Source organism: Pigmentibacter sp. JX0631, from assembly GCF_029873255.1.
Classification (GTDB): domain Bacteria; phylum Bdellovibrionota_B; class Oligoflexia; order Silvanigrellales; family Silvanigrellaceae; genus Silvanigrella.
Window position 1 is genome coordinate 3391618 of the sequence record NZ_CP123622.1, and the last position, 21737, is coordinate 3413354.

The window sequence follows — 21737 nt, forward strand, 5'->3', positions numbered from 1 at the left end:
AATTCCTTAAACAAGAAATTTTTTCATTTTTTCATCATAGACTACTTGGGCATCATTCAAAGACAACCGAGAATAAATCTCTAAAGATTGCCTTGTTACATGACCAGAATACGGCTGAATAAGAGCATCATCAACCCCTTGAGACTTTAACCAGCGGAATAAGTAGTGGCGTATTTTGTGAGGGGTTAAACTTTCTGATATTTCAGCTTCAGAAACATATCTTTTAAACATTTTTTGAATTCCGCGTGGAGTATATTTTTTATGCCAAGAGGATTCAAATAAATATGTTGCGCTTTCTAACTTCATTTTTTGAATATGTCCTTTTAAAACTTCTTTGAATTGTGTAGGAAAAGGAACTATTCTATCTTTTTTTCCTTTACCTTCCTGAATTTTAATTTGACAAGCATCAAAATCGACATTTTCAATTTTTATATTTACAATTTTAGACACTCTACAACCTGTATACAATAAAGTTTTAATAATGAGAATATCTTGGAAATTTTTAGCCTCCCATACGGCTTTATAAAACTTTTTTAGTTCTTCATCAGATGGAACGTAAGGAAGTTTTTTACCTTTTTTTTCGATTTTAATCCCAAACTCTATTCTTAGATATTTGAAGACATCTTTAAGATAAAAATAATTTGGTTTTTCTTTTCTTAATGTTTTTGCAAACTCTTTCGCTTTTTTTATAGCTGGTGTTCTATTTTGTTCTCGCATGATAGACTCCATTAATTATGCAGATAAAGCTTTTTTAAAAGGAATTCTTTCATTCATATCAAGAGTAAATTTACCATAAGGATTAATATGTGAATGAATGATTGGAGTTAAAGCTCTAAAATCATTTTTATCCATTAAATTAAACCAATATTTTTCCGAAAGAACTTCTTGAATCATAAGGGTATTAATATATACAAGACATACTTGTAAGAGTTGAAGTGCTAAAATAGACAGTTCTTGTTCTTCTAATCTGTTAGAAGAAAATTCACTATTCTTTCCGTAAAAAATAAATCCTGTGATACCATTCCAACGCTCAACAATATTAAGGCCTTCATTAATTTCTTGTCTAAGATCTTCAGAATCAAGATATCTGAATAAAAAAATTGTTTTAATTGCTTTACCTAATTCATGAAGTGCTAGGTATGCAGGATGTTTAACTGGGTTTTTTGTGAATCGTTTTAAAATAGATTCAGTTTCAGCCGTCCCTAAACGGAGTGCAGTTGCATATTTTACCATTTGATCATATTGCTGTTCAATAAGTTCCCAGTCAATTTTTTTTGTCAATATTAATTTTAAATTGTTAAGTTCTTCCTTTATGTCCTCATCTGTTAATGAGAGTTTTTGTGCATATATATTTTTAAGCCGTGGCATTAATTGAAATCCAAGTAGATGTGTAAAAGCAAATCCAACTTCACTTTGACCATGAGTATCAACAAAGTGCTTTTCAATATTCACTTCATTACAATGTCTTAAAACTCCTTCAATCATAGAAGCTACTTCAGAAGAAGAACAAGATTTTAATTGTGAATAAATACACAAGGAGTTTTTTTCAACATGCCAATAAATCATAACTCCTCGACCACCATAGCGAAGGTGATATTCTGTCATTAAATTTTGTTCCCATGCTCCGAATTTTTTTGAATCAGAAGCAGATGTCGTAACAGTCACATTTCCCCATATTTTTTTCACTCGTGTTTTAAATGTTGCATTGATAACAGATGCTATAGCCTCTCTTAGTTGTTCTTTTGTAATATATGTCTTTTTAACATGATTTAGTTCATAATGCTGTACCCTGAAATCAAACTACTTGCTCTTGTTATTCCTGTATTTGTGCCAAGAGCAAACAAACATGTCAATAATCTTCTTTGTAAAATGTCTTTTGCTAAAACTTCCTTTGTACCAACGGTAGAAAATTTACTTACAAAATCAAGTCTCAAATCTGTTTCCTTAAGAACATCAAGTAAACTTGTGTGTTTCCAGCGTTTATAAATTTCTTTTTGTATTTTTTTTAAGTTCTCCGGCTCACTTTGCTCATCTAATGGAGTAAGTTGTATCCATCCTTTCTTATATTTTTCTAGAATTTTTACTTTTTTATTTTTAACTATACGTTTATTAAGATTCATTAATTCTTTTGTCATTAGATCTTTAATCAATTGAATAAATTCTTTTACATTAGTGGGAAGATTCAAGGCTTTATAATATTCTTCTCTGAGTGAATCAAAATCATCAGGAAGATCTTCGTCAGGATTTCTAAATCTATTGGCTCCAACAATCCAAATTTTCCTGCACCTTAGCCCTTCTCTTAAAGCTTGAAGAAGGCAAATTTCAAAACTAATTCTATTTATTTTTTCAACTATAAAATTCCGAAGATTTTTCTTAAGAAGACTATCTATTTGGCTTTCTTCTTCAATTGTAAAATATCTCTTTTTTTCATTTAGGTGTAATTTTATTAAAGATAGTCCTTTAATTATTGACTGATGGTATTCATTATTTGAACTAAATTCAAACCGCTGTAAAATTTCAGGGAGCATTCTTCTGTAATGACCTGAATAAGAATCTCGAAGAGTATAATGAATTTTTTTATGATAGGATGTGGTTCCTTTTTCTTTAAGTTCTTTAATTAGCTCTTTTAGTGTGTCCTGACTTGCAATAGGGTAGATAATATCCTCAATAACACCCAGCGGATATTCCACTAAAGGTTCTGCGACATTCAAAAATAGCTCATCTTTGTTTGGAATTTTACTGTTTTTAATGGCATCTAAAATTGACTTTTCAACTTTCCCTTCTGAATTTGAAGACATCTTGTGTATTTATGAGTGAATTTATATGACAAAAGAGCTTATAAGCTCTGAATATATCGAGTTTCTTGAAGGTCTTAAAAGCAGCGTTAGAAACTCTAGGTATAAAGCAATAAGAGCTGTTAATAGTGAACTTATTCTCTTGTACCATAAAATTGGTAGTGAAATTTTAAGTACGCAAAAAACTTTTGGTTGGGGCTCTAAGGTTATTGCACTTCTTGCTAAAGATCTTAAGTCTTCTTTCCCTGACATGAAGGGTTTTAGCTTAAGAAACCTTAATTATATGCGGCTTTTTGCAGAAAGTTACCCCGAAATTGAATTTGTGCAGCAGGCTGCTGCACAATTACCATGGTTCCATCTTGTGACTATTTTAGAGAAAGTAAAGGCTCACGAAGAGCGTATTTTTTACATACATCAAACAATAGCACAAGGATGGTCACGTCCTATTTTATCCCATCAAATTGAAACAAATCTCTTTACTAGACAAGGAAAAGCTGTTTCTAATTTTAAAGATAAATTACCTTCACATCAATACGAACTCACTCAGCAAACTTTAAAAGATCCCTACATTTTTGACTTCTTAAGCATTGGAAATGAAGCGTATGATCGAGAATTAGAGATTTCTCTTATTCTATATATGGAAAAGTTTTTAATTGAATTAGGCTCTGGATTTGCTTTTGTTGGACGTCAATACAAGTTAGAAGTTGGTGGGGATGATTTTTATATTGATCTTTTAATGTACAATTTAAAACTCAGATCATTTATTGTAATTGATCTTAAGTCTGATAAATTTAAACCAGAATATGCTGGTAAAATGAACTTTTATTTGTCCGCAGTGGATGATTTACTAAAACACCCTACAGACAATCCTTCTATTGGGCTTATTTTATGTAAAACTAAAAATCAAATTCAAGCAGAATATACCTTACGAGATCTTAGTAAACCCATTGGACTTTCTGAATATCGACTTAATGAATCATTGCCAGAAAATTTAAAAAGTTCTCTTCCTACTATTGAGGAATTAGAAGATTCCTTAAAAAATGATTTAAATCCTAATAAAAATTCATCCATGATAGTCGGCATTGCACACATCGCTCTTCTTGTCTGAGAATATGATTTGGCAATTGATTTTTATTGTAACAAATTAGGATTTAGAGTTATTGAAGATATATAAATGCCGAACAAGCGATGGGTTCGCCTAGAAGCTCCTGGGAAATTAGGCTCTGAAATACTCTTATCCAGAGCAATCAATGAAGAGCAGCTTTTTGTTGTTGGCAAACAAGCAGGTGGAAGGGTTTTCTTTTATTTTCATACCAGTGATTTTGATTTAGATTATCACTTATTCCTTTCAAAAGGAATTGAATTCACAGAAAAACCTAGAATTGAAGAATATGGTAAAGTTGCTGTTTTTAAAGATTTATATGGAAATAGAATTGATTTAATTGAATTCAGTGAGTCTAAAAAAGTTTGTACACAGTTTGGTGGAAATGTGTTTACAGTTTAAAAATAATGCTAAATAAAAGAGCAATCTTCTAAAACTTCATAACCAAAAATTTACAGGCAAATTTCATATAAAATATGGATAACTTTTAAAAATCAACGCTTAAATGGCGTCAAAACGCAGCTAGCTGCTTAGAGGGCCTATTTGGGGGCCTGAGCCGGCAGCTGATTTTGAACGCCATTTCTAATAGTAAATCAAATATAAACATTCGATATCAAAGATGAAATAATAAATTTTAGTTTATTTAAATATGAAGTTTATAAGTTAGAAGTATTTTAAAACCTAAATCCAAACAAGCCTGCTTCTTCAGGGTAGTCTTTTAACTCAAGTACTATATCTTGAAGTATAGATGAATCACCAGATTTTAAACCTTCAGGCATTTTATCTGAATTCATACAACAAATATATTGAAAATTATGTTCTAAAGATTTATTTTTTGCTAATTGAATTGCTTTTAAGATTTGTCTTTCATCTACATCTGCAAAAATTGTACTATCATGAATCAAAAACATTGGTCCACTTTTATTTTCAGAATTTACTTCAGCAATTAACAGGTCATAACATAATATTTCCATAAATTTAATTCCAGAACTTGAGGATCTTTCAATTTCAATATTAAAATCATATCCTGATTCTTTATAATTCAGAACTAATTGACCTGGTTTTTCATATAAACTTCTCGTGTTTTGGGAAAATATATTTATAAGCTTATCTCTTTGTAATTGCCTTTCTTCGTAATCTCTTCCAATTTTCAAATTTAATTGCTCTTGTCTTATTCTAATTTCACTTTCGCCGTGTTTAATCTTTTTAAGATCATTTATCTTAGATTTTATTTCTTCTAATTCATTTTTTTTCATAACAAAACGTTCAGATAAAGAATTGTACTCAGCTAATGCACCATGGTTTTTAAGAATAGTAAAATATTTTGCTCTTTCTTCAGTTATTTCCTTTATTCTAACATTTCGTTCTAAAATCGATTTTTCCAATATTTTAATTTCATCTCTTAAATATAAATTTCGATTTTTAACTACACTTGAATGAAAGTTTTTAATATCGCTAATTCTCTTTTTAATCAAATCAGGAAAAATTATATTAACCTCTTCATACATTGTTTCAATATCAGAGATATTAATATTCTTCTTTTCAAGTTTAATAGCATCACTATAATTACTTAATAAAAGCCTGTCTGTTACATTTTTATTTGATAAATCATGTATATTTTTTGTTAATTCATTGACTCTAGTTTCAATTTCTTCATATTGTGGATGAACTTTAAACGTATTAATTTGGTTATCTAAATTGTTAACTTCAGTCATTAAATTTATCTTTATTGACTCTAATTCTCCAAGATCACCAATAAATCTACTAAGAATTCCACTTTGTAGAGACTTCTTTAATTCTTTCAGAATTTTTTTCTCATCTTTAATTGTTTGTAATTCAGACGCGTATTCAGAGGATAATCCCATAAGATAAGTATTGCATACTTGAATTTGCCAAGGTTGTTGATTAGGAAAATATTTGAAGGGTGAAGAATAAGCTTCTATACCTTTCCTTGCAGAATAGGAGAATAACATCCGGAAGCTTGGTGAATATTTTTGAGATGATTTAGGAATATTATAAATTAATTCTCCTAATGCAGTGTTAATTTGTTTTTCACTTACATATTTTTTGCCATTATCTTCTTTAAAATTTGAAAATATTTGCCCACTATCTTCTAAAATATAAAATTTAGATGCATCCGAAATTTCCCTGCATATTGAAAGATTTTTTTCATTAATTTCTAAATCAATTGTAAACGACCAACCAGCAAGTTCTTTTTTATTAAAACTAAGCCCTTTTTTAGCTTCTCCTCCTAGACAAAAATGAATAATTTCAATTATTGAAGTTTTACCTACACCATTTCGAGTATCTTCATCACTAGATTTATGACTTTTTTCTGCAATAATAACATTTAAACCTTTCTTAAAAATGACTGGCTTAAACTTGGAATTATTTGCTTTAACTGATTTTAGCACTTTTTTATTTTCCTTAGAATTCCATCTTCTATTGTTATTGCTTCAATTGTATATAGAAAAGATAGTAGGAGAGTATATCTACCGAACGAAGAAATAGAATTACTAGATTTAAATCTTTCCCATAAAGAAGAAACAGTATCTGTCTCATGGATTTGATTTAATAATAAACCAGACAAATATATAATTGAGTCTTCTAATTTGATATTTTTTGTGGGCAAAATCATTTTTCAAATACCTCACAATTTTGAAAAAAGTATACTAGAACAGCAAGTCCTGATGCTGAGTATAAAAAATCAGTTGTTTTATTTAAACAACTAAACTGGAACATTTCTTCAAATAAATCATCACCTGTGATAGAAGTAGCTTTTAGTTCATTATATTTGGTTATGAAACCTGTTTTAAGTCTTTCTGGAAAGTCTGCATCTAATAAAAGTACAGTAGATAAATATTCTTCTACAGAACTAACTTTCAACATACCATATTTAATTTTTTCTTGAGATTTCTTACCTAAATCATTTTTATTTATTTTAGTCGATACTGATATTAGAGTTAAGTCTTGAGTAGGGTTAGGAATATTTTTATTGGCTATTGCCTTTATAATTACATCTAATTCTGAAAAAGTAACATTTTGCATATTTTCTTTTAAAGCTTCGCTTATCCACTCTTCGTGTGCTAATTTCATATTAGTTAGAGATTCTATAGTGTATTTATCAGGTCTTTTATCAATTTCTGTGTGATGATTTGGACAAAGAAGTATTAAATTATCATAACTATTTTTAGATAATTTATCTAAAGAAGAATTTGCCCGTGGGCCTTCGTCACCATAAGCGTATATATGAGCCATTTCGCCTATTACTGAAGCACCATCTTTTCCATCTAAGATAAGTTCTTTCCTACACTCGGTAAAAGAACACCTACCCGCAGCTTTACCATATAATGATTTAATAGCTTTATCAGGTATTTTACTTCGATTCATATAGTCTCACATATTAAAATAAAATCATTTATCAAAATTTTAATTTTATTTTCTAATTTGCTTATAGCAGTTTATAAGTTATAAATCCGCTTATAGTAAATGATTATAACTTGAAAAGTTCGTTATTGTCAAGTAGAGTACGAACTCGATAGTTTTTTGAGTGTAGAAAACACGAAATCTCTTAATTGATGAGTAAATAAAATAACAAAAAGTTCGCACTCTGACCATTATGCGAACTTTTTGATTTCATTCGAGAGGTAAAATAATGCCACCAAAAAAATCAAATTATGACTTTGATGAAATTTATAAACTATTACCTCACGAAAAAGTTTTGATGGAAAGAGCTAGAGAAAAAACGACAGTTCCATTAGCAATACTTATTGTATATTATCGTATTAATAAGACTTTTCCAGATGAATTAGCAGATGTTCCTAAATTTCTTATTAAATGTCTGGCAGAACAATTTGAATTAGATTGGAAAGATTGTCAGAAAATTTTTAAAAATTATGACTTACATAGCAGAACTGCAACAAGACATAGAATGCTTATTAGAGACTTTTTTGGTTTTTCCGAATCTACAGAAAAAAATTTAGAACAATTTAAAGAATATTTATTTCATGAAAAACTTCATTTGGAGTGTAGGATCAATGTATTAAAAGAAATAGCGGATAACTGGTTTATTCAAAATAAACTTGAAATTCCTGCACAAAGTAGTGTAGATAGAGTTATAAAATCTGTATTGCAAATTTGGGAAAATAAATTATTTTCAAATATCTTTACATCAATATCTACTTCAACTAAAAATGAAATCGATGCACTTTTACAAGCGCCAACAGAAAAAATAATTCAAGTAAAACGAGCTGGAGTTGTTAAAGAAAAAAAAGCAAAAAGTGGTTTTGCTCTTGTCAAAGATGATCCAGGAAAAATTGGTCTTGATAGTTTAATGCAAGAAGTAAAGAAATTCGACTTACTTTCTAAAATAAGCTGCACAGATATTTCTTTAAATCATCTTTCTTTAAGAGTTTTAAAAAAATATAAAAATAGAGTTTCAATAGAAACCATATATGATATGCGTACTCATCCAGAAACAATTAGATATCCTCTCATGTCAATCTATGCTTTTGTGAGAAAACAAGAAATTACAGATACAATAGCTGATCTTCTTATTCAATTGATTCATAAAATATCATCAAATTCAGAAGGAAAAGTAGAAAAAGAGTTATTAGAAGAGATAAAGAAAAAAGTTTCTGGTAAGAATGAAATTCTACTTAATATGTCAGAATCTTCTGTTGAAAATCCAAAGGGCACAATTGAGGAAATTATTTTTCCAGTAGCAAGTGAAGAAACTCTTCGAGCAATTATTAAGGAATTAAAACAAAAAGGTACTTCGTATCATGAAAAAGTTCATTATACAATGAGAGATTCTTACTCTGGACATTATAGAAAAATGCTTCCAGAAATCTTACAAAGAATTGAATTTAGATCAAATAATTATTACCATAAACCAATTATTGAAGGTTTGAATTTATTAAAATCTCATCTAAATGAAAAAAACAGGTTTTTTAATTTAGAAGAAGAAAATCAAATTGATAGCATTTTAAAAAAAAGTTTACGCAATTATATTATTGAAGAAGATAAAGATGGAAGTGAGAAAATAAATAGAATTAGTTTTGAAATATGCCTCTTACAATCACTTAGAGAAGGATTAAGATGCCGAGAAGTTTGGATTGTAGGTGCAAATCGATATCGAAATCCTGATGAAGATTTACCTGATGATTTTGATACTATGAAGAAGGAGTATTATGAAGCATTAAATTTGCCAATAGATGCAAAAGAATTTATCAAATCAATTATAGTAATTATGGAAAAAGAACTTAGAGCTCTTAACCATAAAATGTCAAGAAATAAAAAAGTAAAAATTCTTGATAAGGGGAAAGGATGGATCCATTTAACTCCAATTGATGAGCAAGAAGAACCTGAGAATTTAAAAAGAATTCAAAAGGAAATATTTAAAAGATGGAAACATACCAGTTTGCTAGATGTTCTTAAAGAAACTGATTTAAGAGTAGGATTTACAAATAAATTTTCGACTGTCGGCACTCAGCAATTTCTAGAAAAAGATATTTTACAAAGACGACTTTTATCATGCTTATTTTCAATTGGAACAAATACTGGATTAACGCGGGTAAGTAGTCTAATCCCTGGTGAACATTATCATGAATTAAGTCATGTAAAAAAAACTTATATCACAAAGGAGCAACTTCGCGATGCTATTGCAACTGTAGTGAATGCAACTTTTCAAATTAGAAAGAAAAAAATATGGGGAAATACTACAGTAACATGTGCTTCAGATTCTAAAAAATTTGGTGCTTGGGAACAAAATTTAATGACTGAACATCATATTCGATATAATGGACGTGGAATTATGATATATTGGCATGTGGAAAAGAAATCAATGTGTATCTATTCGCAAGTAAAGTCGTGTTCATCGTCAGAAGTCTCTTCAATGATAGAAGGGGTTTTACGTCATTGTACTGATATGAAAATAGAAAAACATTTTGTTGATTCCCATGGGCAAAGTGAAATTGCATTTGCTTTTACTCATCTTCTAGGATTTCAATTAATGCCACGTTTAAAAAGAATTCATGCTCAAAAATTATATTTACCTCATAAAAATATGAAGGAAGAGTTAAAAAATTTAAGCCCAATACTTACAAAAGAAATTGATTGCGAAATTATTGAACAACAATATGATCAAATGGTAAAGTATGCTACAGCTCTTCGATTAGGAACTGCAGAAACTGAATCAATATTAAAAAGATTTTCAAAAAATCCTATAAAGCATCCAACATATCAAGCTCTACATGAGTTAGGGAAAATTATTAAAACAATTTTCTTATGCAGGTATTTAGATTCAGAAGATTTAAGACAAGAAATACATGAAGGATTAAATGTTGTTGAAAGATGGAATGGTATTAATGGATTTATTTTTTATGGTAAAAATAGCGAATTTGCTTCCAACAGATTAGAGGATCATGAATTATCTGTGTTAGCACTTCACTTACTTCAGGTTTGTTTAGTCTATGTAAATACCCTTATGATTCAAGAGGTTTTAAGTGAAAAGCATTGGTTCGATTTAATGGAAAAAAATGATTTTAGAGCCTTAACTCCTCTTATTCATTCTCATATTAATCCATATGGTAAGTTTACTTTGGATATGAAAATCAGGATTCCTCTTAAAGATATTTTATCGGCTTAATAATATTCATTGAGGTAAACTATGATTGAATATAAAAGAACTCCAGCAATAAAAAAAGCAAAAGAAATAGCAAAGATATTAAGATCTGAAAAGCCAAATTATTTTTATTTAAAAGATATATTTAAAATTATTAGAAAAGAACTTGAAATAAAGATTGAAAAGAAAAGTAAAAAGTTGCCTTATGTTCCAAATGATGATGAGTTAAAACGATTTTATAAGGCTGTTTGGGAAGCAAAAAATTTTCAAGATATGCTTATCATAAAGACACTACTTTACACAGGAGCAAGAGTTTCTGAGCTTGTTAATATGAAAATTGTAGATGTTGATTTTGAAACTTGCCAGATTAGAATTCATGAAGGAAAAGGAAGAAAAGATAGAATTACGCCGTTTCCTATTCAATTTAGAGAAGTATTAAAAGGTCATATTCAAAAAATGAAACAAGATAGTGCAACTTATCTTTTTGAATCATCTTGGCATAGGAAATATACTTCTCGAGGTATTCAAAAAATGTTTAAGAAATATGTTATTGAAGCAGAAATATCAGGAAACTTAACTCCTCATAAGATGCGACACTTTCTTTTTAGATGGTTAAAATCACAAGGTATAGATGATGCTTTAATTCAGCCTTATTCAGGACATGAAACTCGACAGTCATTAGAAATTTATTCTCGTTTGGCAATTCACGAAGCTCAAATAGTTTATACAGATAAAATGAAAAAATTTCCAGTATAATTAAATATTTATAATTATTTTATCCCTAGAAATGGCTCGAAAAATCAGCTGCCGGCTTGGCTCCCCTATTTGGGATTCTACAGTTCCTTACCGCGCTCAAAAGCACATATTATTTTTACGGATTGAAAAAAGTCGCAGCTTGGTTGATGTTACTATCTTTAAATTTTGAATTAGTTTCTTAGGCTCTTCAAGGTTTCTAATTCGCGCCCATTTTGACTCACCATTTGCTCCTGGCGATTTTCAAAGATGGGTCGCTACATTTAATTTTCATTATAAATTTGTTTTCTAATTTTTTTTGATTTTAATTCGCCAGCTTTAAGTCCCATTTGACGATAATGTTCTTTATCATGGATTGCTGATGTTGCTTCCCCACCTTTACGTGCAATTTCTTCAACCGACATGTGCTTATTTTCTTCAGTATTTTTCCTAGGATATTTCTTTTTTTCTTTCTCAGAATAAGGTTTTTTGGTATTATAGTTATCACTATGAGACTGAATTTTATTCGACATAATAAGTTCTCCAATATTTATATTTTATTTAAATTTGTTCGATTTGAATTAATTAAAAAGAACTATTTTTCAGAAGTGACTTTGATATCAAAACACTTCTTTAAATTAACAGCAATAATTTATTTTTCAAATCATTTTCAGTATAAATGTTTTACTAATCAATAAATTCAGTGATATCTTAGTCTTAAATATTTATAACAAATAAAATAATTTTTATACTATTATTTTTACATCTATTTAGTTGTAAATTTTATATTTTTGTTTATTATTATATTTTTTATAAATGAATGTTTTCTTTAAGATTTGTTATTTATCTTTTGTTTTTTTGGTTAAAAATTTCTTCTCGCTTTTTATTTGTAAATGATGAATCTAAAGTTTACATAGTTCATTAGAAGTATTTAAAACAATTGTAATTTATATTTCTAATATAATGAAACTATAAACTAATATGTTAATTATAATCAAAAATATAAATTATAAAAAAATATTAAAATTTTTAACTAAATATTGATAATTTATATAATTTTTATATTACTTTCTATATCATCAATTTGAATTTATAAAAAATAACATTTTTTAGTAACTACTTGTTTCACTAAAAAGATACATCTTTTAATACGATTAATTATTTGAATTTCTACAATTATACAAAGCTCAGGCTTTTCTATTATTCACCATAAAGTAACAAATAGAAAGTGCAAAATAGCCATAACCAAAAATATCAATTCTTATAATAAGTCTTATTATATAATAATTCTTATCAGTAATAGTTAATTTTTGATATTATTATTGATATTTTTGTTCTGTATAGTTATCTTAATAAAAATAACTTATATCTTATTTGTGATTAATGTCTAATTTTTCAGAAAATTAAAGGAGGCATTAGATTGAAAATGTTTTTATTATATTTATAAGTTAAATAAATTATTACTCCATTTTTTTGGATGCATAAAATTTATGCAGTAAATTTGTTTTACTCTTAGTGTAGAATCATTGCAAAAATAAAATTAATGGTACTTTAATTTTAGTTATAAATTTCTTGAAATCATGACTAAAAGTGAGATTTTATTATATTTAATTCAATAATTTCAGATTTTTAAAGTTAAGTAACATATTTTATGGTAAATATTTGTTATAAATTTAATTTTATGATAAAGGAACTTGTTAGATAGAATTTTCTATCTAGAATAGTGATATTCATGGCTTTGTAGATTGGAATATAAATACTTCTAAAATAAAATAGGTTATTTTGGATTTCTTGTCTATTTATTATACTATTTCTAAATTAAATATAAAGTATTAAAAATCAAAACTAAATAGATATAGCTAGTTAATTTTATTATAAATAAATTAGTTTTAAAAAATTAAATAGAAAGAGAATAGCTTATGAGTATAATTATTAAAAATAATTATGATTATTGTGAAAAGTTAGAAGTTAGTTTAACTAATTTTTTTCAATCAGATGCAATATTAATAGGAATAAGTCTAGAGGCGGGAAAAATCATCTTTGCTTCTGAAGGTTATTATGATTTATTCAGTTATGAGATATATAATAAAGATATTGCCAATGTCTTTACTCAAAGATCAATAGAAAAATTAGTAAATTTCTCAAGTAAATTAAAATCATTTAATAATAAGTCAAGAGTTCTTGTAAATTTAGAAATTTACTTGAAAAAATATTTGGTCAATATACCGTCTTTTATGTTTTTCTCAGGGTCTGTTTTATGCATTGAATTCCAAAGCAATTTTGATAGGCTAAATTATTATTTTGATGAAATAAAATATCAAGAAATCCTTCAATATTTAACGGAATCTAAAGATAGCATAAATGTATTAAGTAATAATCTATGCAAATATATTTCAGAAGTAACAGGATTTGAAAGAACTTATTTTTGTGAATTTTTGCAAAATAACCACGCAGTAATCAAGGCAAATTATTTTTCTAATGGATTAGAAAGTATTCTACACCATCATTATCCAGCCACAGATCTTCCTATGTCAGTAAGAGAGATATACATAAAAAATAAATTTAGGATAATTTATAATGTAGATTATATTCCGCTACCTATTAAAGGGTGTATCAATAAAATTGATCTTACATATTCTATATTTAGAGATATATCTTCTATACATTTAGATTACTTAAGAAATATGAGTTTAAAATCAGCTACCTCATTTTCAATTGTTGTTGATGGAAAACTTAAAGGTTTAATTGGGGGGCATTCTAAACATAAAAACCATACTCCAATTGAATTGTTGCCTAAAATTCAAACATTAGTAGATGCTATTTCCATTAAAATAAAGCAACTTAGAAATAATATTATAAAAAAAGTAAATGTAGAATTTAACTCATCTATCGATGAGTTCGTTTTGTCATATGAAAAATCTCAATGTAATTTTGAGAAAATGCCTAATAAAAGTTTTGATTTATTAAAAGAGATATTTAGTTCACATTTGTTATGTTATAGATACAATAGCAAAAATGAAGAAAGTTCAGTTATTCCAACAGAATTTGTAGATGAAGTCTTAAAAAAATTAAAGAAATATAAAATAAGAAATATATACATTTTTGATAGATTAGTTACTTTTAATCCTATTTTTTATAAATGGTCAAAATCTATTGGAGCTGGAATGCTGGTTATTAATTTAAGTAATGATTTATCAAATTTTATAGTTTTAATAAGAAAAGAGGAAAACCATACTTTAAAGTGGAGTGGAAACCCGGAAGAATTAGATCTTTTTTCGGAAGAGGAGAAGATAGTAAATCCTAGAAGGTCATTTAATACATGGCTTCAAGATATAAATCATAAATGTAAGCAATGGACAATGAAAGATTATGAAATTGCCTTAAAACTCCATAATCAACTAATTCTAACACGTTCAAATTTATTGAACCATGTACAAATGAATAGAGAAATAAAATTTTATGAAACAATAAATTAAACATTTTATTATATAAAATTTATCTAAAAAAGAGGTTATATAAATGATTCAAAATGATTGTTCTTTAAGTTTCCATGAATTATTAAAATTAGAAACTTCAAAGATTCATAAGGAGGTTGAATTTTTAGTAAAAATTAATTCTCCACAACCTGCCTTAAGTGATTATATAGATTACATTGTTGTAATGTACAAAATAATTGCACCTTTAGAGAAAATTGCTTTAAAATATTTTGAATTTGAAAGCTCATTCCCAAAGACGACTAAAAAAAATAAAACACAAAAGTTGAAGTTAGATTTAGATAGTCTTGATATTGATCTAAATAAAATTAATTTTTCTATATTTGTTCCTGAAATTAATTCTTTTGCAGAGCTATTAGGATGCTTATATGTAGTTGAAGGATCTTCAATAGGATCTCAAATTATTTGTAAGAAACTTTACTCACTCTATGGAGAAGAATTAAAAAATAAAATGAATTACTTAAATGGATTTGGGAGAGATTCTTTTAAAAATTGGATTTATTTTATTGAATATTTAGAAAATTATACAACATTATTTCCTGATAAAAAAAATATTATAATAAGATCAGCTCTAGAAACTTTTAATTGCTTTAAAACTGAATTCAAAAATGTAATTACATGATTTAATATAATATTTTATTATCTAAATATGATTTAAAAAAGATTATTAATTTTTTTACATTTAATATTAAGTCTTTATTTCTTAAAAATGAAAAATAATCTGATTTAATTGAAGAAATATTTATTTAATTCAATCAATTCGCGTTTTAAGTAAATAAGAACATTAACTCTTAGTTAATTAATCGTTGATATCAAGGTCCAAAGATCGATACAAAGCCTGAAAAATTAAGATTGTTCTATTTATTGTTATAATGTTAATAAATATTTATCTAAAATTAACTACAAATAAGCTTCATGGAATTAAGAAAGAAGTTTTTCTTTTACTAAAATATTTATCATAATAAAGAAATGCTAGAAAATTATTTAAAATATGAAGAAATATTGTTTCAAAAGTATTTGAGAAAATTTCAGGGCATGTCGTATTGATACTTAAATGTTTTAATAAATCTTAAGAATAAATATAAATCCCCGATAGGACTAATATTGTACCAAATATACCAAATAAATTTGCCACTACTAGCGGAGTATTTTTAAGATAAAAACCATAGTAAGTCCAGCTAGAAAGGGCTAGTAAACTTATCAAAAATGCATTTAGAGATACAGAATCTGCCGACTTTAATTCAAATATTTTAAATGCTTGAACATAAAACATTGTATTACCAAAAAGACCAATCGTCATGATAACGAAATCAATAGTTTTTTTATTCATTTATATATCCTTTAAAAGTTAAGTGCTTTAAATTTGCCGTTGGAGGTTATAACTAATCTTTTTATCTTCTGAAAAAATTTGTTTAAATAATAAATAAATATTGATATTTTAATTAATATATATATATATATATATATATATAGCATAAAAGGATTTACCTCAACTTTAATTAAGATTTTAAAATATTTAATATTATTTGAAAGTTATTGATTGATTCTATTTATCTTAGATAAAGAAAAGTAAACTTATAAAATCAACTTTATAATCATGATTCTTATTTTTAGAAAAATCAAGCTTAACTTAATTTTTCCAATTGGAAATTTAAAAAATTTTTACTTTTAGTATTTTTGATTTTAAATAAATGTTTCTTTACCAATATGGTTTATTTATTTAGATAATTTAATTCATAAATATCAAAATATTATGAAGATAATTTTAATTTTTCTATGATGTAGTGTTTACTTACAGAAAATAAAATGTTAACTGTAAAAAGCAGATTGTTTTTTTTAATCTGCCTCCCCTAATATATATTGTTTAGTTAAAGCTTATTTTTTCTATTGATATTAAATTTACTATAAAATTATACAAATAATAATGGAGTACATATTATGACAAGTAACATCCAGAATACACAAAGTACACAGAGCAATAGAAATGAAGAAGGATCAAATTCAGTTCATAAAGCAAATACCACACGAGGAGAAAATAACGACGAAAGAGAAGATAACAGAGCTCTGACTTCTGAAGAATTAGGCCGAAAAGGGGGAGAAGCTACAGCTGCTACCCATGGTAGAGAGTTTTTTCAAGAAATAGGCCATAAGGGTGGTGAGGTTCGCACGGAACAAATGCGGGAAGCAAAAGCTGCTAAAGAGCGTGAAGAAGAGCATAACAATCAATCAAATCAAAACGGACAATATGATCGCGGTTCAAGAAATGATCGTGGTTCAAGAAATGATCGAGCATCTAGAAATGAAAATAATGAAAGGAGAGAACGTAACGATAATAATGAAAGGAGAGAACGTAACGATAATAATGAAAGGAGAGAACGTAACGATAATAATGAAAGGAGAGAACGTAACGATAATAATGAAAGGAGAGAACGTAACGATAATAATGAAAGGAGAGAACGTAATTAATATGTCATAGAGTATGAATTGATACGGAAAATTGATAACAAGAATTGAGTGGCATAAAATGATAATAATTAATGAAAATCATCTGATCCTAAATTTTAAGAAACAAAATCAATATTAGATATTTAGCAAAAGAAGAAGAAGTTGAAATTAGATAAGAAGCTGAAATGAGCCGCCTTCTAACTTATGCACTTATTAATAATATACAAATAGTTTACATAAAAACAGAATGAATTATTTAATTATATTAAAGATTATTAAGCTTTAAACAAAATATTTATGGGAGAATTTAAATGAGAAAGCTTTTAGAATTTGAAAATTGGAAACGTTTTTTAATATCTAATAATGTTAATGAAGTTATTTATTTTAAAAATAACATTAACTATAAAGATCAGATAGTTGGAAAAGGAAATGGAGAAATTTATACAATAGAAAAAAATACGGTTGTAAGATTGAGTTTTTCTTATTTCCCACTCCCTAGTTTGTGCATGAAATTAATGGAACAAAAATAATCAATTGGATTTTATTAAGTGAATATCGAACAACATATTAGTTTATACTTTAGATATTATAAAATTAAAAAAAATTTCTTTATTAATTACTTTAATAAATATTGGAGTATAGAAAATGAGTGTTTTAAAATTTAGAAAGGATAGAACATGAATGGTGTTTTAATAGGGTTTTGCTTGACGACTGTAACTTATGTTTTAATATCGAAACTGATCAAACAAAAAGATTCTTCGATTCGCTCACATATTGATTCTGTTGCAGAGAGTATAAAGGATTATTTAGATAAATTCATTAAAGATAAAGAATCAAATATAAATATTGGAGATAAAAAAAAATAAATTTTTGCAGTGAGGTTAAATAAATTTTTAAAATTTTTGTATGTTTCTATAGTAAGAAATATAAATTATAAAATTCAATTACATATGAGATGAAATATTATGACTTCTTCAACGGAAAATACTGTTAATGATCACGTCCTTGTCTATTGTAGACCAGAAGTTCTTTATAGGTTCTGGCTCAATTTGGAAAATTTACCCCTTTTTATGGGACATCTTAAAGAAGTGAAAAAAAAAGATGAATTGAATTCCACTTGGATTGCAAAAGCTCCTTTAGGTGCAACAGTCTCTTGGGAAGCAACTATTATGGAGAAAATACCTAATGAGAAAATTGTTTGGCAATCGCTTCCAAATTCTGATGTTTATAATTATGGTAGGGTGTCTTTCAAATATGCTATTATTTGCGAAGATCCTCTTCCAGTATATGCTACCTTGCTAGAAGTTTTTATTCTTTACAAACCACCTCTCGGAACTCTAGGAGAAAAAATAAGTTCTTTTTTTGGTGAAAATCCAAAGCAGAAAATTTCAATAGATTTGAAAAGTCTCAAGGAAGGAATAGAAAACAATAAATATATGAATTCTGGTTGAGAGTTGATAAGTTGTGTTTAAAAAAAAGGTATTTAAAAAGACATGGAGAAAATTTTCAAAAAGCACGGACAAAGAGTCTCTTCGTTGATTGGGTCATGAAAGTACTATATATTATTTATTGCCTTCTTGTTCCTTAAAGATAAACTTCTCCATACGGTTTATGAATAGTCATTTTCCTCTTCTTATCACCAATCAAAGTAACAAATATTTTACTGATTTCTTTGAAGTCTTTGGAAAAATCTATATTAACTTTTTGGTTATCCATTACTCTATTACAATAAGCATTTACATCCGCTTTTAATATCCAATATGATACATCACCTTTTTTTCTCTCTCCTCTCTCTGGTAAATCAAATTTCTCCGATGCAACTTCAAAATTTTCGATTTCTTCAATTTCATATTTGCAATTTGCTTCCTTAGGAAATGCAATAATCTGCGAAATTTTTTCTCGGATAATATTATCAGTAGCTCTAACTTTTTCGTCTTGTTCAGCTGTTTGAGATTTTCCTTCAAAACCATATGCTTCTTTTGCTGGTATTCGTATCTGAATATTTACTTTTTTTGAATTAAAAAGGCCAATTGCAATATCGACTTCAGCTTTATTATGATGCGCTGTTCCAAGCTTTTGATTTTTAGTGTAGGAAGAATATGTAGCTATTGGCGAAATAAATAGAGTAGAAATAACAATTAATTTTATACAAATTTTAATCATAAAAGTATCCTTTTCTAATTTTAAATTTTTAATAGAAATGATTGACTGGTAATACTGATTTGCGTGATTAACAATAAAACTTTATAAATAAAAAGTTCTACTGCATTTATAGTATGAATTATTTTAATTTATAAATCAAGATTTTAGTGCATTTAATAATTGAATTATTTTAATTTATAAATCAAGATTTTAGTGCATTTAATAATTGAATTTTTAATTTTTTTATTGATTTACTAAATTAAATTAATTTGATAAAATAAAAAAGTAATAGATTTAATATTATTATTAACTATTATATTCGAAAAATATTTTTAATTTGAATCAATTAAATAATGGAGAGAAGAATGATTGTATCTGATATTATGACAAAAGATCCCGTCCTTTGCACACCTGATGTTACTTTGCTAAAATGCGCACAATTAATGTCTGAATACGATTGCGGAGAAATACCTGTTGTTAATACATTTGAGGAGAAAAAAATAATAGGAGTTATAACTGATAGAGATATAACATCTAGAGGAGTAGCAAAAAATTTAATTCCTTCTTCTTCAATAGTTGAAGAATGTATGAGTAAAATTAAATATACTTTAAATAAAAATGATAGTTTGGAAAAATGTATTAAAATAATGTCTGATAATCAAGTTAGAAGATTGCCAGTGGTAGATGAAAACTTTTCTTGTATTGGGATAGTTTCTCAAGCACAAATCTCTAGATTTTGTTCAAGTATTACGAGTGGTAATTTGTTACGAGAGATCTCTAGCCCATAGAAAATTAAAAATTTAAATACAAACAACACTTGTTTAGTAAAATTAACTGTCTTGGATTATGTCACATTCATTATTATCTGGATGCAGATTTTTAATTAACCCTGCATCTATAATTGCTTTTTCAGCGAAATTAGCAATTAAGCAATGGGCCCGTTTACTAGGGTGAATTTCATCCCAAAATAAATATTTATCTGGAGTTGAGCAAATTTCTCCATCATTTTCTAAATAGTTTTTAGAATAACATGCTTCGTTTACTTTTTTGAAACCATAAAAAGTAGGAAAAGAAGTTATCTTTTTAAAAAAGTTATCTATTTTTAGATTAATAATAACTAATTTGTCTTTATATTCAAGTTGATTCTTAAGAATTTCTAATTTTTCATTTAAAATTGAATTATGCTTAGCAGTCACATGGGCTAATGTTTCTATTTCTTCTTTCCTCTTCATCGCGTATGGTGTTTTCCCTAGATTAGGTAAATTAGGGATCAAAAAATATTTTTTGTCATTCGAAGAAGAATAGTCTAAAATGATTTTTATGCTCTCTATGATATTGTTTACTGTTAATGTAGGATCCGACTTTTGTAGGTAGTCATTTCCACCTACCCAAATAACATATAAAGTATGGTTTAATGCATATTCATCAGGTTTATTAACCGTCACATATTCTTTAATCATTTCTTTAACACCAATATTCATAAAAACTTGAAAGCTTTTTAAATAGTTTGTTATAACTTCATTCTTAAATAAATCATTAATTCTCTTAAAAAAATCATTTTCTAAATTTTTATTGTTTGAAGTTGTTGATCCTCCAACTGCAAAATTACATGCTCGATTTGTATTTATGTTAAAAAAACAATCATGTGCGGAAGGTGGAGATAGTTTAAGATCTTTTAGAAGCTTATCCACCCAAATTTTTCCATTGGAAAACCTCCCTTCTTTATACGGAGGTGAAACGGGATAAGCTTTGGAGACTCCTGATCCTGGAATGTCTTTAGTTGCTCTGCTTAAAAGATCTACATTCCCAGTGTCAGAAAGACTATCTCCAAAAATTACTACTGAATTAAATTGAGATGAATATTCTGATAGTTGGGGACGACTATTGTCTTTTTTAAATAAACGAGCACATCCTTGCAAATTAAAACTAAAGAATATAGTTGAAAAAACATAGATATTTTTTTTGGAAATCATAAAATAAACCTTATATCAAAAAAATATGGAAACTCTAATTATTAATTTTAAGTAAAATTAAATTAACTGCATTAAGATTAATTATAACTTTTTTATTTTTTATAAAATTCAATATAATAGCTAGATATCATAATAAAATATATTCATTTAATAAAATGAAATTTTGAACATCCATCTTTTTTCATAATCTTTTATTTTAATTTTTAATAATTTTATTTGAGAAAATAGTTATTTGAATTTCTTATTCGCTTATGATTTATCTTTTTGCATTCAGCATTAGAAATCAACATTTAGTAAAATTATTATAAAATAAGGAAACAAGTCAAGAAAAATCGAGTAAAAATATAATTGTATTTTAACAGCAAAGATAAATATAATTTTTTAAATGTGGAATATTACTTTACTGATCATATATCTTTACTATCATTG

At 26.9% G+C, this 21737-nt stretch carries 18 protein-coding genes and 2 pseudogenes; 11 read left to right on the top strand and 9 right to left on the bottom strand.

Features of this window, described 5'->3' with window-relative positions:
- Positions 1-6 precede the first annotated feature (6 nt).
- Both QEJ31_RS14565 and QEJ31_RS14570 read right to left on the bottom strand, forming a co-directional pair.
- Positions 7-717 (bottom strand): tyrosine-type recombinase/integrase, encoded by a 711-nt coding sequence (locus QEJ31_RS14565; protein ID WP_280591237.1) that lies wholly within the window; start codon positions 715-717, stop codon positions 7-9.
- 15 nt (positions 718-732) lie between these two features.
- Positions 733-2798, bottom strand: a pseudogene (locus QEJ31_RS14570) (Tn3 family transposase).
- A gap of 25 nt (positions 2799-2823) precedes the next feature.
- On the opposite strand from QEJ31_RS14570, the gene QEJ31_RS14575 reads away from it, so the two are divergent.
- Together QEJ31_RS14575 and QEJ31_RS14580 are read left to right on the top strand one after the other, a co-directional pair.
- A complete protein-coding gene (locus tag QEJ31_RS14575; protein ID WP_280591239.1) occupies positions 2824-3903 on the top strand; it encodes a PDDEXK nuclease domain-containing protein in 1080 nt (359 codons plus the stop codon).
- A 9-nt stretch (positions 3904-3912) separates the two neighbouring features.
- Positions 3913-4299, top strand: a pseudogene (locus tag QEJ31_RS14580) (VOC family protein).
- Between the two features lie 272 nt (positions 4300-4571).
- On the opposite strand, the gene QEJ31_RS14585 reads toward QEJ31_RS14580, so the two are convergent.
- The 3 genes from QEJ31_RS14585 to QEJ31_RS14595 are packed head-to-tail and all read right to left on the bottom strand — an operon-like array spanning position 4572 to position 7287.
- Positions 4572-6311 carry a DUF2326 domain-containing protein gene (locus QEJ31_RS14585; RefSeq protein WP_280591243.1) on the bottom strand — a complete coding sequence of 580 codons (1740 nt, stop codon included), beginning with the start codon at positions 6309-6311 and terminating at the stop codon, positions 4572-4574.
- Positions 6305-6535: an ABC-three component system middle component 6 gene (locus QEJ31_RS14590; protein WP_280591245.1), complete on the bottom strand. Its 231-nt coding sequence runs from the start codon at positions 6533-6535 to the stop codon at positions 6305-6307. Before QEJ31_RS14590 ends, QEJ31_RS14585 begins: the two co-directional genes overlap by 7 nt.
- Positions 6532-7287: an ABC-three component system protein gene (locus QEJ31_RS14595; RefSeq protein ID WP_280591247.1), complete on the bottom strand. Its 756-nt coding sequence runs from the start codon at positions 7285-7287 to the stop codon at positions 6532-6534. Before QEJ31_RS14595 ends, QEJ31_RS14590 begins: the two co-directional genes overlap by 4 nt.
- A 265-nt stretch (positions 7288-7552) precedes the next feature.
- Between QEJ31_RS14595 and QEJ31_RS14600 the strand changes: the two genes are divergently transcribed.
- Positions 7553-10546, top strand: coding sequence for a Tn3 family transposase (locus QEJ31_RS14600; RefSeq protein WP_280591249.1), 2994 nt, complete (start codon positions 7553-7555; stop codon positions 10544-10546).
- 21 nt (positions 10547-10567) lie between these two features.
- The gene (locus tag QEJ31_RS14605; protein WP_280591250.1) at positions 10568-11278 is read left to right on the top strand and encodes a tyrosine-type recombinase/integrase; all 711 of its coding nucleotides are present in this window, start codon (positions 10568-10570) and stop codon (positions 11276-11278) included.
- A 260-nt stretch (positions 11279-11538) separates the two neighbouring features.
- On the opposite strand, the gene QEJ31_RS14610 is transcribed toward QEJ31_RS14605, so the two are convergent.
- A complete protein-coding gene (locus tag QEJ31_RS14610) occupies positions 11539-11787 on the bottom strand; it encodes a hypothetical protein (RefSeq protein WP_280591252.1) in 249 nt (82 codons plus the stop codon).
- 1386 nt (positions 11788-13173) lie between these two features.
- On the opposite strand from QEJ31_RS14610, the gene QEJ31_RS14615 reads away from it, so the two are divergent.
- Both QEJ31_RS14615 and QEJ31_RS14620 read left to right on the top strand, forming a co-directional pair.
- A complete protein-coding gene (locus QEJ31_RS14615) occupies positions 13174-14730 on the top strand; it encodes a hypothetical protein (protein WP_280591254.1) in 1557 nt (518 codons plus the stop codon).
- 43 nt (positions 14731-14773) lie between these two features.
- Positions 14774-15370, top strand: coding sequence for a hypothetical protein (locus QEJ31_RS14620; RefSeq protein ID WP_280591256.1), 597 nt, complete (start codon positions 14774-14776; stop codon positions 15368-15370).
- Between the two features lie 447 nt (positions 15371-15817).
- Here the strand turns inward: QEJ31_RS14620 and QEJ31_RS14625 are convergent, their stop codons facing one another.
- Positions 15818-16078 carry a SemiSWEET family transporter gene (locus tag QEJ31_RS14625; RefSeq protein WP_280591258.1) on the bottom strand — a complete coding sequence of 87 codons (261 nt, stop codon included), beginning with the start codon at positions 16076-16078 and terminating at the stop codon, positions 15818-15820.
- 608 nt (positions 16079-16686) lie between these two features.
- Here QEJ31_RS14625 and QEJ31_RS14630 point away from each other — a divergent pair.
- The 4 genes from QEJ31_RS14630 to QEJ31_RS14645 all read left to right on the top strand — a co-directional run bounded on the left by QEJ31_RS14630 (position 16687) and on the right by QEJ31_RS14645 (position 18644).
- Complete coding sequence (locus tag QEJ31_RS14630) at positions 16687-17214, top strand: hypothetical protein (RefSeq protein WP_280591259.1); 528 nt, start codon at positions 16687-16689, stop codon at positions 17212-17214.
- 290 nt (positions 17215-17504) lie between these two features.
- Positions 17505-17723, top strand: coding sequence for a hypothetical protein (locus QEJ31_RS14635; RefSeq protein WP_280591260.1), 219 nt, complete (start codon positions 17505-17507; stop codon positions 17721-17723).
- A gap of 147 nt (positions 17724-17870) precedes the next feature.
- Complete coding sequence (locus QEJ31_RS14640) at positions 17871-18059, top strand: hypothetical protein (RefSeq protein WP_280591261.1); 189 nt, start codon at positions 17871-17873, stop codon at positions 18057-18059.
- A gap of 99 nt (positions 18060-18158) precedes the next feature.
- Complete coding sequence (locus QEJ31_RS14645) at positions 18159-18644, top strand: SRPBCC family protein (protein ID WP_280591263.1); 486 nt, start codon at positions 18159-18161, stop codon at positions 18642-18644.
- 133 nt (positions 18645-18777) lie between these two features.
- Here the strand turns inward: QEJ31_RS14645 and QEJ31_RS14650 are convergent, their stop codons facing one another.
- Positions 18778-19356 carry a DUF2796 domain-containing protein gene (locus QEJ31_RS14650; protein ID WP_280591264.1) on the bottom strand — a complete coding sequence of 193 codons (579 nt, stop codon included), beginning with the start codon at positions 19354-19356 and terminating at the stop codon, positions 18778-18780.
- Positions 19357-19700: 344 nt separating this feature from the next.
- Here QEJ31_RS14650 and QEJ31_RS14655 point away from each other — a divergent pair, with 344 nt between their 5' ends.
- Positions 19701-20123 carry a CBS domain-containing protein gene (locus tag QEJ31_RS14655; RefSeq protein ID WP_280591266.1) on the top strand — a complete coding sequence of 141 codons (423 nt, stop codon included), beginning with the start codon at positions 19701-19703 and terminating at the stop codon, positions 20121-20123.
- A 42-nt stretch (positions 20124-20165) separates the two neighbouring features.
- Here QEJ31_RS14655 and QEJ31_RS14660 read toward each other — a convergent pair whose 3' ends face one another.
- Complete coding sequence (locus QEJ31_RS14660; RefSeq protein WP_280591267.1) at positions 20166-21308, bottom strand: SGNH/GDSL hydrolase family protein; 1143 nt, start codon at positions 21306-21308, stop codon at positions 20166-20168.
- Positions 21309-21737: the final 429 nt, after the last annotated feature.